This window comes from Actinomycetospora rhizophila (assembly GCF_042657905.1).
In the GTDB taxonomy this organism is placed as follows: Bacteria; Actinomycetota; Actinomycetes; order Mycobacteriales; family Pseudonocardiaceae; genus Actinomycetospora; species Actinomycetospora rhizophila.
In genome coordinates, this window is record NZ_JBHSKG010000015.1 from 43,978 (window position 1) to 58,086 (window position 14,109).

The window sequence follows — 14,109 nt, forward strand, 5'->3', positions numbered from 1 at the left end:
TCCCCGACCGTCAGTCCCCGGCCCGTGCCGCCGGCACGTCCCGCACGTCGGCCCCCGGCTCCCCCGCAGTGTCGCCCCGACCCCCGACATCGCCGGCGCGCGCCGCGGCGCGCAGGTCGGCGATCTCGGCCTCGAAGTCGGCCACGGACGAGAAGTTCCGGTAGACGCTGGCGAAGCGCAGGTACGCCACCTCGTCGAGCTCGCGCAGCGGCCCCAGGATGGCCATGCCGACCTCCTGGCTGGGCACCTCCGCGGTGCCCGCGCCCCGGATCGTCTCCTCGACCCGGTGGGCCAGCTGGGCCAGCGCGTCCGTGTCGACCGGACGCCCCTGGCAGGCCCGGGCCACCCCGCGCACGACCTTGTCGCGGCTGAACGGCTCGGTGACCCCGCTGCGCTTGACCACGGCGAGCACCGGCTCCTCGACGGTGGTGAAGCGCTTGCCGCACGACGAGCACGACCGGCGCCGCCGGATCGCCTGCCCCTCGTCGGCCTCGCGCGAGTCGACGACCCGGGAGTCGGTGTGCCGGCAGAACGGACACCGCATGTCGACTCCCCCTCCCGCGTCGCGGCCCCTCCGCGGAGTTGTCCCCAACCCCCTGTGGTCCGGCCCCGGATTCCCGCCGTCCTGGGGACGGACCTGGGGATCGCCGGGCCCGACCCGTGGATCGAGCGCCCCCGCCGGTGGAGCACCACCGTCGTTCCGGTGGAAGACCCTGTGGAAGGGCCTTCACCAGTGTGCACAAGCTGTGGACTAACTACACCAGTGTAACCACTAGATGTTGGGGTGGGACGGTAGCGACGCGCTGACGCGCGATGCAACTCCCCAGCCGCCCACCCGCCACCGGGGCGCCGAGCGGACGTCGCCCGAGGATCAGCGGGCCGCGGGGAGGATCAGCGGGGCACGCGGTGCCCGAGTGGGTGTCCGGGCGACGCACCGACCGACCGGCTCATCCCGCGGACGGCACCACGAGCGGGCGGCCGGGCACGACGGCGGAGCCCTCGAGGCCGTTGAGCTCGCGGATCCGGGAGACCACGGCGGCGGTGTCGGCCCCCGGGGCGACGCGGCCGGCGACATCGGCGAGCGACTCCCCCGCCCCCACGACCGCCACGCTCGTGCCCGTCGGGGCCGGGCCGGCAGGGGCACCGGACGGCACGACCAGGCCGGCGAGCACGCCCACCAGCAGGCCCAGCACGACACCCAGGACCGCGACCGCGGCCAGGCGCCGCCGGCGCACGACGACGGGGACCGTCGCGGGGCGATCCCGGTGCGGCGCGGGCGACGCCCCTCCCCCGGCGATCCGCGGCCGCACCGGAGGCAGCGCCGCCGGCCCGCGGCGGCCGGCCGGGCGGACCGGACCGCGCCCGTCCTCGGGGCGTGCGGGACGGGTGCCCGCGGGCTGCGGGCGCCCGGCGGGGCGGGGAGCCGGGCGGACCGGCGGGTCGGCGGCCGCGCCACCGGGCGGCACCGCGCGGCCCGCCTCCTCGGCACGCGGGCCCGGCACCCGACCCGGCCCCTGGCCGGACATCTGGCCGGACACCTGGCCGGGCACCTCGACGTCGCAGCGGCCCCGCGGACCGGTCGTCCCCACGGACATGTCGACCTCCTCGCCTCGCACACGCGTTCGATCGAACGCGTGTGCGATGTCTAGCATCGACCCCCGACAACGTCGACGAATCGACCGGCGTGTCGTTCGAACACGTGTTTGATCCCGTCGGTGCTCGGCGCTAACTTCGCCGTCGAACCCCCCGCCACCTGCGCGGGGCGCGGCGCCCTCGGAGGGTGCCGCGGACGACGTCGGAAAGGACACGGCCATGGCACGCACGCCCCAGGGCCCGGACGGCCCCGAGGAGCCGGGGGCACGGCCCGGCGTGGCCGAGCCGCCAGAGGTGGCCGACGCCGTCGTGCCGGCCCGGGTGCACCCCTTCCCCGAGCCCGCGGACGCCGACGCGTCACCGGGCCTCACCCCGCGCCAGCGGAAGGTCCTCGAGGTCATCCGCGACCACGTCGAGCGCAACGGCTACCCGCCGAGCGTCCGCGAGATCGGCGACGCGGTGGGGCTGACCTCGACGTCCTCGGTGGCCCACCAGATGCGCACCCTGGAGAAGAAGGGCTACCTGCGCCGCGACCCCAACCGGCCGCGCGCGCTCGACGTCCGCCTCCCCGAGGAGCTCGAGGCCGCCGGCCACGACGCGCCGGACCACACCGAGGAGATCCGCGCCGACCGCCCCGCACCGACGTTCGTGCCGGTGGTCGGGCGCATCGCCGCCGGTGGCCCGATCCTCGCCGAGCAGGCCGTCGAGGACGTCTTCCCGCTGCCCCGCGAGCTCGTCGGCGAGGGGTCGCTGTTCCTCCTGCGCGTCGCCGGCGACTCGATGGTCGACGCCGCCATCACCGACGGCGACTGGGTGGTCGTCCGCCAGCAGCCCGTCGCCGACAACGGCGAGATCGTGGCCGCGATGATCGAGGGTGAGGCCACCGTCAAGACGTTCAAGCGCAAGGACGGCCGCATCTGGCTGATGCCGCACAACGTCGACTACGAGCCCATCCCGGGCGAGGATGCGACGGTGCTGGGCAAGGTGGTCGCGGTCCTGCGCCGCCTCTGACCACGGTCACGACCGGGCGCCCGCCGGCTCCTGCCAGGGCGCGGGGCGGCGCACCCCCACGGCGAGCGCGAGGACGATCGCCAGCATCAGCACCGGGGCGGGCAGGAGCGCCCACGCGAGCCCGACGTGCAGGACGAGGATCGCCCCGGCCGCGGCGCCCAGGAACATCGTCACCACCGCGAGCACCCGTCGCGTGACCACCGCCCGGCCCGAGGAGCGCACGTCGGCGGCGATCCCGGTGAGGGTCATGGTGAGCACCGTCGTCGTGAGGTCGGGGACGGCCAGGCGGCGCACCACGGAGTTCTGCAGCCCCAGGGCGACGGCCGCGAGCGCCGCGACCACCGACGCGAGGCCGCTGTCCGGGGTCCCCGTCACGCCGACGAGCAGGCCGGCGGCGATCAGCAGGAGCACCGTCTCCACGAGCGCCGCGTCGCGGAGCAGGTGACCGCGCCGGTGCGCTCGACGGGTGGCGAGGGCACCGCCGGCCAGGGCGCCGACGAGGAACCCGCCGAGGGCGGCGAGCGACGCGGCCAGGGCGAACCCCGGCGCCCCGGCCACCGCGAAGCCGAGGAAGACGATGTTGCCGGTCATGTTGGCGACGAAGACCCGGCCCAGCCCGAGGACGCTCACCGCGTCGACCAGGCCCGTCGCCGTCGTCATCACCAGCAGGAGGATCGGCAGCGGACCGTGCACCGGTCCCGAGACCAGCGAGCCGCTCCGTGCCCCGGGTGCGTCCATGCGCGACTCCTCTCCCTCGCGTGTCGCGGCGACGCGCCGGCGGACATCCACGACGAGATGATCGACCCGGCACCGCGCGCGGGCACCGAGGATCGGCTCACACTCGTCGCAGGTACAGTTCAGGTCATCTGATGACCTGAGGAGTAGTGGTGCGTCCCGTGCGTCGTGGCGGTCTGGTGGAGCAGGTGATCGACGCGCTGACCGCGCCGATCGAGAGCGGGGAGTGGCCGCCGGGGCACCGGTTGCCGGCGGTCACCGACCTGGCCGCCGAGCTGGAGGTCGGCCGGTCGACGGTGCGCGAGGCCGTCCAGGCGCTCGCCCACCGCGGGCTGCTGGAGGTCGCCCAGGGGCGCGGCACGTTCGTCGCCGAGCCCGCGCCCGACCAGGGCACCTGGACGCTGCGCCTGCGCCGCACCGCGACCCTCGACGTCTACGAGGCCCGGCGCGGTCCGGAGATCGAGGCCGCCCGCCTCGCCGCGCTGCGCCGCACCGACGACGACCTCGCCGCGATCGAGGCGGCGATCGGCGCCCGTCGCGCGGCGCGGACGTGCGGGGCGATCGGCGAGTGGGCGGCCGCCGACCTCGCCCTGCACCGCGCCGTCGTCGCCGCCACCCACAACCCCGTGCTCGGGCGGCTGTTCGACGCGCTCGCCGACGGCGTGCACGACTCGTTCACCCAGCAGGACGCCGACCCCGGCTCCGGCGTCGACACCGCCGCCGAGCACGACGCGCTCGTGGCCGCGATCGCGGCGCGGGACCCCGAGGCGGCCGCCGCGGCGACCCGCGGCTATCTCGACGCGTGCGAGCACGAGCTGCGCGACCTGCTGGGCGGGACCCTGTCGGGCGGGACGGGGTGACCGGTCGCCGCCGGGCGCTCGGGCTCGCCGTCGAGCACGGCGTCGACGACCTCTACCAGGGCGCGGTCCCGGCGCTCGTGCCCGCGCTGGTCGCCGTGCGCGGCTGGGACCTCACCCGCGCCGGGGGCATCGTGCTCGCCGCGACCGTGCTGTCCTCGCTCGCCCAGCCGCTGTTCGGCCTGGTCACGGATCGCCGGCGGATGCCGCGCCTGCGCATCCTCGGGATGGTCCTCGCGGGCGTCGGCGTCGGTGCCGTCGGGCTCACCGACTCCTACGCCGCCACCTGGTGCGCGGTCCTGCTCTCGGGCCTGGGCGTCGCGGCGTACCACCCGGAGGCGGCGCGCGCGGTGCACGCGACGGGCATCGGCGACCGCGGGATGGGGTGGTTCACCGTCGGCGGGCTGGCGGGGTTCGCGGCCGGGCCGGCCGCGGTCGGGCTCGTCGTCGGCGGGCTGGGGCTGGGCGCGACGCCCCTGCTCGCCGTGCCCGCCCTGGCCGCCGCGGCGATCGGGCTCCTCCCCCGTCGCCGGCCGGTGCCCGCGACCGCGACCACCGACACGACGGTGGTCTCCGGCCACGACGACTGGCGCCGCTTCGGCTGGCTGACCGGGGTGGTCGTCACGCGCTCCGTGGCGTTCTACGGCCTCAGCGCCTTCCTCGCGGTGCACCTCACGATGCGCTTCGGGTTCGGCCCGGCGACGGCCGCGGCGACGCTCGGGATCTTCACGGGTGCGGGCGCCGTTGCCACGATCGCGAGCAGCGCGCTGACCCGGCGGTGGGGGCGCACCGCCGTGCTGCGCTGGTCCTACGTCGTCGCGGTGCCGCTGCTGGCCGCGGTGCTCCTCGCTCCGTCGGCGCTGCTCGCGCTGGTCGCGACCGGCCTGCTCGGGGCGGCGCTGGGCGTGCCCGTGCCGGTGCACACCACGCTCGGCCAGGCCTACCTGCCCCGCCACCTCGGGCTCGCGGCGTCGGTGACGCTGGGGCTCGCGGTCAGCGCCGGCGGGCTCGCGTCCCCGTTCCTCGGCGCGCTCGCCGACCACCGCGGCACGACGGTCGCGCTCGCGGTGCTCGTCGCGGGCCCGCTGCTCGCGGCGGTGCTGACGCTGGCGCTGCGCGATCCCAATGGGGAGCGAACGGGGAGTTCGGACACCTAGAAGCAGCGAACCGCCCGTTCGCTGCGTCCCGGTCGCCGCGCCGGCGCTCCCGCAGCAGGTCCCGGACGCCGACCGCGACGAGGACGGCGCCGGCCGCGAGCACCGCGAGCGCGACACCGAGCCCCCAGAACCGCTCGGCCGCGTCGCCGCGGGACGCGACGAGCCCGCCGGCGAGCACCAGCGGGACGAGCAGCAGCGACAGCACGCGATGCACGGCGGCGGCGACGTCGGGGCGTTCCACGGTCCCGAGCGTGGCGCCCGGCGCGGGCGGGCACCATACGCGATCCCCGCAGGGAGCCTCTGCCTCAGACAGAGGCAGCCCGGCGCAGGTGCTCGGCGAGCTCCTCGACGCCGGGCGCCGGGCGTGCTCCGCGGCGCAGCACCAGCGTGCGGCGAGCGAAGGGCTCGGCGAGCTCGCACACGGCGAGGCCGCGGGCCGGGTCGACGACGTGGCGCGGGACGACGGCGAGGCCCACCCCGGCGGCGGCGAGGTCGACGACCGTGCCGAGGTCCACGGCGCGCCCGCGGTGGCGGGGCACCGGGGCGTGCTCGCCGAGGTTCGCCTCGAGGGTGAGGGTCAGCGGCGCGTCGGGCTCGAGGCCGACCAGCGGGTGCTCGGCGACCTCGGCGAACGTCATCGCCGCCCGCCCCGCGGGCGCCCCGGCGGCGGGACCGACGACGACCAGCGAGTCGTCGGTGAGGCGGTCCTGCGCGCGCGGCGGGTCCTGGCGGGCGTCGACGACCACGACCCCGAGGTCGGCCTCGCCGTCGGCGAGCATCCGGACGGTGTCGGCGCTGCGGCGCTCGCGGGTGACGACGTCGACGTCCGGGTGCGCGACGAGGAAGTCCACCAGCGCGCGGGGCACCAGGCGGCGCATCGCCGAGCTCCCGGCCAGCAGGGTCACCGGGGTGCCCGCCGGCCGGCGGTACCCCGCCACCGCGCCCTCGAGCCGGCCCAGGTCGTCGAGCACGCCCCCGGCGTGCCGCGCCAGCGCGCTGCCCGCCGGTGTCGGGCGCACCCCGCGGCGCCCGCGCACGAGCAGGTCCACGCCCGCGTGGTGCTCGAGTGCCCGGATGCGCGCGCTCGCCGACGGGAGGCTCAGGTGCATCCGCGCCGCCCCGGCGGTGATCGAGCCCTCGGCGACGACCGTGCGGAACAGGCGCAGGTCGAGCAGGTCGTAGCGCACGGGAGCGCAGCCTACGTCCGGGCCGCAGGCTGGGGGGCCGAGCGAACGGGGACTTTCGACGCTTAGAAGCAGCGAGCCGCGCGTTCGCTGCCTCCGGGCGGCCTCACCGCCGCCGGCGCACCACCGCGACGACGGCGACGAGCGCGAAGGCCCCCACCGCGACGGCGAGCACCACGCCGATGCTCGCCAGCGGCTCGGGCAGGCCGGCGCGGTCGGCGACCGGAGCCGGCGACGACGACGGCGGCGCGGGCCCCTCCACCAGCGCCGTCGCGCCCGGCACGGCGTGCAACGGCGCCGGCGGGCCGTCCCGCGGCGTCTCGCCGGTGGCGAGCAGCGTCCCGTCCGGCGCGAAGGCCACCGCCTCGCCCTGCACCTCGTCGGGCAGCGGCACCCGGCCCGGCGTCGCCCGCAGCGCCGCCACGACGTCGTCGGCGGTCGCGGTCCCGCCCGGCGCGGGGTGGAGCCACGCGTCGGCGTAGGTCCGCAGGGCCACGACCCGGCCGTCGGCGGAGAGCGCCCCGCCGGTGTACGCGCCCGCACCGAGCGACGTCATCGCCTCGCCGGGCACCACGACCTCGCCGGCCCGCCGCAGCGTGCCCGTCCCCCCGTCACCCACGGGCTCGTCGGCGACGTAGACGCCGCTGCGCCCGCTGAGCTCCTTGGTGACGATCACCGCGCGGCGGTCGCCGGGCATCAGCAGCGACTCGGCGTCGTGCGCGCCGTCGGGGTAGGTCAGCCGGGTGATCGTCTCGTCGCCCCCGGGGCCGACGCGCAGGATCGCCACGGTGCGCCGCTCGCGGTCGTTGTCGCCGATGTCGGCGAGCCACAGCGTCCCGTCGGTGCCGCGGGCGAGGTCCTCGACGTCACGGCCGCGGTCGGGCACCTCGACCTCGCCGACCACCGCGCAGGACCCGTCGAGCCGGTACACGGTGCTCGGGTTGCCGCTGTCGTTGACGACCGCGTAGGCCCCGGGAGGGCCCGCGACCAGCCCCGACGCCTCGGCGAGCCGGGGGTCGTCGAGGGTGCAGCGCACGTCCGGGTCGGCCCACGCGACACCCGGCACGAGGAGCCCGAGCGCCACCAGGACGACCAGGAACGACCTGCTCAGGGCACCCGTGCCGGATCGACCGCCGCCGCGCGCAGCGACGCCGCGAGCTCCTCGGAGACGCGCGCGTGCAGCACGGTGCCCTCCGGCGAGTGGCGCTCGGCGAGCACCTCGCCCTCGCCGTGGGCGCGGGCGACCAGGGCTCCCTCGGTGTAGGGCAGCAGCACCTCGAGCTCGACGTCCGGGTGCGGCAGCTCCTCGGCGAGGCGCGCCGTGAGCCGCTTCAGCCCCTCGCCGGTCGTCGCCGACACGAACACCGCGCCGGGCAGGGCCCCGCGCAGCTCGGCCAGCGCCATCGGCTCGGCGGCGTCGACCTTGTTGACCACCAGCAGCTCGGGCGGCGCGGGCGCGTCGAGGCCCGCGATGACCTCGCGCACCGCGGCGATCTGGTCCTGCGCCGACGGGTCCGACCCGTCGACGATGTGGAGCAGCAGGTCGGCCTCGGCGACCTCCTCCAGCGTCGAGCGGAACGCGTCGACGAGCTGGTGGGGCAGGTGGCGCACGAAGCCGACGGTGTCGGTGAGCGTGACCTCGCGCCCGTCCTCGGTCTCCCACCGCCGCGTGGTGGGGTCGAGGGTGGCGAAGAGCGCGTCCTGCACGAGCACGCCGGCGTCGGTGATGGCGTTGAGCAGGCTCGACTTGCCGGCGTTGGTGTAGCCGGCGATCGCGACCGACGGCACGGCGTTGCGCCGCCGCCCGCCGCGCTTGGTCTCGCGGATCGTCGACATCGCCTCGATCTCGCCGCGCAGCTTGGAGATGCGCCGGTGGATGCGGCGGCGGTCGGTCTCGAGCTTGGTCTCACCGGGGCCGCGCGTGCCGACGCCCCCACCGCCCGCGCCGCCACCGCCGCCGGCGCCGCCGCCCTGCCGGGACAGCGACTCGCCCCAGCCGCGCAGGCGCGGGAGGAAGTAGCGGAGCTGGGCCAGCTCGACCTGCGCCTTGCCCTCCCGCGAGCGCGCGTGCTGGGCGAAGATGTCGAGGATCAGCGCGGTCCGGTCGACGACCTTGACCTTGAGCTTCTCCTCGAGGTTGCGCAGCTGGCCGGGCGAGAGCTCGCCGTCGCAGATGACGGTGTCCGCGCCGGTGGACTGCACGGTCTCGCGCAGCTCGACGACCTTGCCCGACCCGACGAACGTCCCGGGGTCGGGGTTCTGGCGGCGCTGGATGAGGCCGTCGAGCACCTCGGAGCCCGCGGTCTCGGCGAGGCGGGCGAGCTCGACCAGCGACGCCTCGGCCTCGCGGGAGGTGCCCTCGGTCCACACGCCGATGAGCACGACGCGCTCGAGGCGCAGCTGCCGGTACTCGACCTCGGTGACGTCGGTGAGCTCGGTGGACGACCCGGTGAGGCCGGGGACCCGGCGCAGCGACGTGCGCTCCTCGAGGTCGAGGCTGCCGCCGGTGGGCTCCTCGGCGGGCTCGACGGGCTCGGCCGACGTGTCGAGGCGGATGTCGCTCGAGCGGCGCGACGAGCGCGCCGGGCTCGCGGGCCGGGTCGACGGGCGGGGGTCCTGCGGTGCGGGTTCTGTCATGTTGCCGTCCATGGTTCCACGAGGAGCAACGCGATAACCACTCCCGGCGCGTCAGACGGTGGCCGGGACCGGCGCGCCCCACGTGCCGTGCGCGACCAGCTCGGCCGGACCGGTCAGGGTCGTCGTCGCCCCGTCGACGCCGACGAGCAGCGTGCCTCCCGGCGTGTGGACGGTGACGGTGCCCGTGTGCCGTCCCGCGGCATCCAGGGCGGCGACCGCCCCGGCGACCGTCCCGGTGCCGCACGAGCGGGTCTCGCCCGAGCCGCGCTCGTGCACCCGCAAGCGCACCGCGCCCCCGGACAGCGGCGTGAGGACCTCGACGTTCACCCCGTGGGGGAAGAGCGACCGGTCGTAGGCGGGCGGCGCCGCGAGGTCGAAGCCGTCGAGGGCGCTGCCGGTGACGCAGGCCAGGTGCGGGTTGCCGACGTCGACCGCGACGCCGGTCAGCTCGACCCCGTCGACGACCGTCGTCGACGCCGGGCCGAGGACGGCGGGTCCCATGTCGACGGTGACGGGGCCCGTGCGGTCGACCGTCACCCAGCGCGTGCCCGCGCGCGTGGCGACCGGGTGGGTGCCCGGCGCCACGAGGCCCGCGTCGAGGAGGTAGCGCGCGAAGACCCGCACGCCGTTGCCGCACATCTCGGCGAGCGAGCCGTCGGCGTTGCGGTAGTCCATGAACCAGGTGGCGTCGCTGCCCTCGATCCCCGCCGCGGTCGCGACCGGCGTGTCGGTGCGCACGACGCGCAGGACCCCGTCGGCCCCGAGGCCGCGGCGGCGGTGGCAGAGCGCGCGGACCAGGTGGCCGTCCTCGGCGTCCAGGTCGATCGAGCCGTCGGCATCGGGCAGCACGACGAAGTCGTTCTCGGTCCCGTGTCCCTTGACGAACTCCACGGCGACCAGCGTATCGAGACGCTCCAGCCCTGCGTGATCTGCAAAACACCGCGTCGCGCAAAAATGCAGAGACTGCAAGAAAAGTCTACCGTGGACGGCGTGACCACGGGACTGCGCGAGCGCAAGAAGCTCCGGACGCGGCGCGCGCTCGGCGCCGCCGCCCTCGAGCTCGCCGTCACCCACGGGCTGGCCGAGGTGACGATCGAGCAGATCGCCGAGGCCGCCGACGTCTCGCCGCGCACCTTCTTCAACTACTTCTCGTCGAAGGAGGAAGCGGTCGTCGCCGCCGACGTGGAGCGCGCCCGCGACATGGGCGAGCGCCTCGCCGAGCGCCCGGTCGGCGAGCCGGTGCTCGAGGCGGTGCGCGCCGTGATGCACGAGATGGTCGGCGACGCGCCGCGCTCGCGGGAGTGGATCGCCCAGGCCCGGCTGGTGAGGTCCGAGCCCTCGCTCGTCCCCCAGCAGCTCGCGGCCTACGTCGCCGCCGAGGCGCACCTCACCGCGATCATCGCCGAGCGCACCGGCCGCACCCCGCAGGACCTCTACCCGGCGGTCACCGCCGCCGCGGTCATGTCGGCGATGCGCGTGGCCACCACGCGCTGGCTCGAGTCCGACGAGCACGGCGACCTCGTCGGCGTCGTCGACCAGGTGATCGACCTGCTCGCCGGCGGCCTGTCCCGGGCGCCCTGAGCCGCGCCGCTCCCGCACCCACCACCCCTGCGCTCCCCTCCCGGAGAACTCCTGATGTCCGCACCGGCGACGACGCCGTCCGCTCTCACGGACGGCGACGGACCCCCCGCCACCCGCCACGTGCTGGTGGCCCTCTCGGGCCTGCTCATGGCCCTGTTCGTCGCGATCCTGTCCTCGACGATCGTGTCCAACGCGCTCCCCCGGATCCTCGCCGACCTCGGCGGGACCCAGGCGCAGTACACGTGGGTGGTCACCGCGTCGCTGCTGGCGATGACGGCGTCCACGCCGATCTGGGGCAAGCTCGCCGACCTCTTCTCGAAGAAGCTGCTCGTCCAGATCGCGATCACGATGTTCATCGTCGGGTCGATGCTCTGCGGCCTGACGACGGGCACCGCCGAGCTCATCGGCTTCCGCGTCGTCCAGGGCCTCGGCATGGGCGGGCTCATGGCGCTGGCCCAGGTCGTGATCGCCGCGATCATCCCGCCGCGCGAGCGCGGCCGGTACTCCGGCTACCTCGGCGCGATCATGGCCGTGGCGACGGTCGGCGGCCCGCTGATCGGCGGCGTCATCGTCGACAGCATCGGCTGGCGCTGGTGCTTCTACGTCACCGTCCCGATCGCCGTCGTCGCGCTCGTCGTCCTGCAGCGGACCCTGACGGTGCCGACGGTCAAGCGCGAGGTGCACATCGACTACCTCGGCGCGGTCCTCATCGCCGCCGGCGTCTCGGCGCTGCTCATCTGGACCTCGCTGGCGGGGCACCAGTTCGCGTGGGGCTCCTGGACCTCGGTGGCCTGGGTCGGCGGCGGCGTCCTCGCCCTCGTCCTGGCCGTGGTCGTCGAGTCGAGGGTGCGCGAGCCGATCGTGCCGCTGCACCTGTTCCGCAACCCCACGGTCGCCCTGGCCACGATCGCCGGCCTGTTCGTCGGCGTCGCGATGTTCGGCTCGACGGTCTACCTGTCCCAGTTCTTCCAGCTCGCCCGCGGCGCGACGGCCACCGAGGCCGGCCTGCTGACGCTCCCGATGATCGCCGGGCTCTTCCTCGCCTCGACGATCGTCGGCCAGCTGATCAGCCGCTACGGCCGCTGGAAGCCCTACCTGGTGGGCGGCGGCATCCTGCTGACCCTGGGGCTGCTCGGCGAGGGCCTGTTCGTCAGCGCCGCCGTCCCCTACCCGCTGCTCGCGGTGTTCATGGCGATGGTCGGCGTCGGCGTGGGTGCCACCCAGCAGAACCTCGTGCTCGCGGTGCAGAACCAGGTCGCGATGAGCGAGATGGGCGCCGCCAGCTCCACGGTCGCGTTCTTCCGCTCGCTCGGCGGCGCCGCCGGCGTGGCCGCGCTCGGCGCGCTGCTGTCCACGCAGGTCACGAGCTCGATCACGTCCGGGCTCGCGTCGCTGGGGATCCCGGCCACCGGCGTCTCCGGCGGGCAGATCCCCAACCTCGCGACCCTGCCCGCGCCGGTCGCCGGGGTCATCGAGAACGCCTACGGCGATGCGATCGGGCTGCTCTTCCTCGTCGCCTCGCCGCTGGCGCTGATCGCGCTGGTCGCGATCCTGTTCCTGCGCGAGGTGCCGCTGCGGCACACGATCGACCTCGAGGAGACGCCGGCGCTGCCCGCGCTCACCGAGACCGAGACGGGCGCGACGGGCGCCGACACCGTCCGCCTGCGCCGCCCGTCCCTGCGCGGCGTCGTGCGCCACGACGGCGAGCCCGCGCCGTACGCCGTGCTCACGGTCGTCGACGCCGACGGGCGCCAGCTCGGGCGCGCCGTCGCGGGCGACGACGGCGCGTACACCGTCGACGCCGCGTCCGCCGGGCGCCCGCACCTGCTCGTCGTGCAGTGGCGGGGCCACCCGCACGTCGAGGCGCTGGGCGGGGCCACCGGGCCGCAGCACCGCGACATCGCCCTGACCGGCACGGCTCCGGACGGCGGGCGCCACGCCCGCCTCGAGGCACTCGACGCGCCGACCGTGGCCCTGGGGGCGCAGCGGTAGCGCGCACGCCGGCGTTCTGACCGAAGGGCCCCTTCGCTCGGCTCTATCGAGCGAAGGGGCCCTTCGCTCGGATCGGGGCGGGCGCGCGGCGAGATCACGGGCACCTCGTCCACCTCCTCGCGCCGGGTGACGTGCACGGTGTGCTCGTGATCTCCGGTGGACCGCCCCGCTCGAGATCAGCAGGCGGAAAGACACCTCGACGGGCCCGCCGGGCGTGCCTGTCGGTCTGCTGATGTCCCCGCCGCGCCGGACCACCCGTGGCGATGGGCGCCCCTCGCCCGCTAGTCCGAGCGAGGGGGCCCTTCGCTCAGAACCGGCTCGCCCCACCGGCGACGCCCAGCACCGTCACCACCAGGTCCGGCGCGGCGGCGTCGAGCCAGTGCACGCGGGCGTCGCGCCGGAACCACGAGCGCTGGCGGCGCACCAGACGCCGGGTGGCGACGACCGTGCGCCGGCGCGCCTCGTCGAGGTCGATCCTGCCGTCGAGGTGCTCGAGGACCTCGCGGTAGCCGACGGCGCGCGAGGCGGTCGCCCCCTCGCGCAGGCCGCGCGCGGCCAGCCCGGCCACCTCGTCGACGAGCCCGCCCGCGAGCATCACGTCGACCCGGGCGGCGATGCGCTCGTCGAGGACCGCGGTGTCGCGGTCCAGCCCGACCAGCACCGCATCGTGGCGCGGCGTGCCCGGCACGGGCAGGCTCGCCGCGAACGGGCGCCCGGTCAGCTCGACGACCTCGAGCGCGCGCACGATCCGGCGCCCGTTGCTCGCGAGGATGTCGCGGGCGGCGTCCGGGTCGCGGGCGGCGAGCCGGGCGTGCATCGCCGCCGGCCCCGCCTCCACCAGCTCGGCGTCCAGGCGGGCCCGCAGGACGGGGTCGGTGCCCGGGAACTCCAGGTCGTCGAGGACCGCCTGCACGTAGAGCCCCGACCCGCCGACCACCAGCGGCACGCGCCCCCGCGCCCGGATCGCGTCCACGGCCGCGCGGGCGTCGCGCTGGTAGGCGGCGACCGTGGCCGTGTCGGTGACGTCGAGGACGTCGAGCAGGTGGTGCGGCACCCCGCGGCGCGCGTCGGGCGGGAGCTTCGCGGTGCCGACGTCCATGCCGCGGTAGAGCTGCATCGCGTCGGCGTTGACGACCTCCGCGCCGCTCCCGCGCCGGGCCAGCTCCTCGGCGAGGTCGAGCGCGAGGTCGGACTTGCCGGTCGCCGTGGGGCCGACCAGGGCGATCGGACGGGTCATCGCGGCCAGGATGCCGGACGCCCGACCCGGCGGGTGCGCGAGGCCGCCGAAGGGGGCAGGGAGTTCCTGCGCGCTCGGCGGACCTGCTTGAATGCCCGAACCGTAGGAGCTGGAGGTGTCGGGGC

At 76.2% G+C, this 14,109-nt stretch carries 13 protein-coding genes; 5 read left to right on the top strand and 8 right to left on the bottom strand.

Annotation, left to right across the window (positions count from 1 at the left end; genetic code table 11):
- Nucleotides 1-10: 10 nt before the first annotated feature.
- Both nrdR and ACFPK1_RS23810 read right to left on the bottom strand, forming a co-directional pair.
- Nucleotides 11-544, bottom strand: coding sequence for a transcriptional regulator NrdR (gene nrdR, locus ACFPK1_RS23805; RefSeq protein ID WP_378023438.1), 534 nt, complete (start codon nt 542-544; stop codon nt 11-13).
- Nucleotides 545-947: 403 nt separating this feature from the next.
- Nucleotides 948-1,595, bottom strand: a complete 648-nt coding sequence (locus ACFPK1_RS23810) for a hypothetical protein (RefSeq protein ID WP_378023439.1) — start codon at nt 1,593-1,595, stop codon at nt 948-950.
- Nucleotides 1,596-1,812: 217 nt separating this feature from the next.
- On the opposite strand from ACFPK1_RS23810, the gene lexA reads away from it, so the two are divergent.
- Complete coding sequence (gene lexA / locus ACFPK1_RS23815; RefSeq protein ID WP_378023440.1) at nt 1,813-2,604, top strand: transcriptional repressor LexA; 792 nt, start codon at nt 1,813-1,815, stop codon at nt 2,602-2,604.
- Between the two features lie 6 nt (nt 2,605-2,610).
- Here the strand turns inward: lexA and ACFPK1_RS23820 are convergent, their stop codons facing one another.
- Nucleotides 2,611-3,342 carry a YoaK family protein gene (locus ACFPK1_RS23820; RefSeq protein WP_378023441.1) on the bottom strand — a complete coding sequence of 244 codons (732 nt, stop codon included), beginning with the start codon at nt 3,340-3,342 and terminating at the stop codon, nt 2,611-2,613.
- 149 nt (nt 3,343-3,491) lie between these two features.
- Between ACFPK1_RS23820 and ACFPK1_RS23825 the strand changes: the two genes are divergently transcribed.
- Nucleotides 3,492-4,199 (top strand): FadR/GntR family transcriptional regulator, encoded by a 708-nt coding sequence (locus ACFPK1_RS23825; RefSeq protein ID WP_378023442.1) that lies wholly within the window; start codon nt 3,492-3,494, stop codon nt 4,197-4,199.
- A complete protein-coding gene (locus ACFPK1_RS23830; RefSeq protein WP_378023443.1) occupies nt 4,196-5,353 on the top strand; it encodes an MFS transporter in 1,158 nt (385 codons plus the stop codon). The genes ACFPK1_RS23825 and ACFPK1_RS23830 overlap by 4 nt, the downstream gene beginning before the upstream one ends.
- 305 nt (nt 5,354-5,658) lie before the next feature.
- Here the strand turns inward: ACFPK1_RS23830 and ACFPK1_RS23835 are convergent, their stop codons facing one another.
- The 4 genes from ACFPK1_RS23835 to dapF form a co-directional block, all read right to left on the bottom strand.
- The gene (locus ACFPK1_RS23835) at nt 5,659-6,540 is read right to left on the bottom strand and encodes a LysR family transcriptional regulator (protein ID WP_378023444.1); all 882 of its coding nucleotides are present in this window, start codon (nt 6,538-6,540) and stop codon (nt 5,659-5,661) included.
- Between the two features lie 103 nt (nt 6,541-6,643).
- Nucleotides 6,644-7,621, bottom strand: coding sequence for a hypothetical protein (locus ACFPK1_RS23840; protein WP_378023445.1), 978 nt, complete (start codon nt 7,619-7,621; stop codon nt 6,644-6,646).
- Between the two features lie 23 nt (nt 7,622-7,644).
- A complete protein-coding gene (gene hflX / locus ACFPK1_RS23845; protein ID WP_378023446.1) occupies nt 7,645-9,174 on the bottom strand; it encodes a GTPase HflX in 1,530 nt (509 codons plus the stop codon).
- A gap of 51 nt (nt 9,175-9,225) precedes the next feature.
- Nucleotides 9,226-10,065 (bottom strand): diaminopimelate epimerase, encoded by an 840-nt coding sequence (gene dapF, locus ACFPK1_RS23850; RefSeq protein ID WP_378023447.1) that lies wholly within the window; start codon nt 10,063-10,065, stop codon nt 9,226-9,228.
- Between the two features lie 99 nt (nt 10,066-10,164).
- On the opposite strand from dapF, the gene ACFPK1_RS23855 reads away from it, so the two are divergent.
- Nucleotides 10,165-10,755: an acyl-CoA-like ligand-binding transcription factor gene (locus ACFPK1_RS23855; protein ID WP_378023448.1), complete on the top strand. Its 591-nt coding sequence runs from the start codon at nt 10,165-10,167 to the stop codon at nt 10,753-10,755.
- Between the two features lie 54 nt (nt 10,756-10,809).
- A complete protein-coding gene (locus ACFPK1_RS23860; protein ID WP_378023449.1) occupies nt 10,810-12,747 on the top strand; it encodes an MDR family MFS transporter in 1,938 nt (645 codons plus the stop codon).
- A 307-nt stretch (nt 12,748-13,054) separates the two neighbouring features.
- On the opposite strand, the gene miaA is transcribed toward ACFPK1_RS23860, so the two are convergent.
- Entirely contained in the window at nt 13,055-13,984 is a 930-nt protein-coding gene (gene miaA / locus ACFPK1_RS23865; protein WP_378023450.1) for a tRNA (adenosine(37)-N6)-dimethylallyltransferase MiaA, read from the bottom strand.
- Nucleotides 13,985-14,109: the final 125 nt, after the last annotated feature.

What these genes read in the sequence shown, in the direction of transcription:
- nrdR (WP_378023438.1), bottom strand. Translation starts at nt 544, where the DNA reads ATGCGGTGTCCGTTCTGCCGGCACACCGACTCCCGGGTCGTCGACTCG.
- ACFPK1_RS23810 (WP_378023439.1), bottom strand. Translation starts at nt 1,595, where the DNA reads ATGTCCGTGGGGACGACCGGTCCGCGGGGCCGCTGCGACGTCGAGGTG.
- lexA (WP_378023440.1), top strand. Translation starts at nt 1,813, where the DNA reads ATGGCACGCACGCCCCAGGGCCCGGACGGCCCCGAGGAGCCGGGGGCA.
- ACFPK1_RS23820 (WP_378023441.1), bottom strand. Translation starts at nt 3,342, where the DNA reads ATGGACGCACCCGGGGCACGGAGCGGCTCGCTGGTCTCGGGACCGGTG.
- hflX (WP_378023446.1), bottom strand. Translation starts at nt 9,174, where the DNA reads ATGACAGAACCCGCACCGCAGGACCCCCGCCCGTCGACCCGGCCCGCG.
- ACFPK1_RS23860 (WP_378023449.1), top strand. Translation starts at nt 10,810, where the DNA reads ATGTCCGCACCGGCGACGACGCCGTCCGCTCTCACGGACGGCGACGGA.
- miaA (WP_378023450.1), bottom strand. Translation starts at nt 13,984, where the DNA reads ATGACCCGTCCGATCGCCCTGGTCGGCCCCACGGCGACCGGCAAGTCC.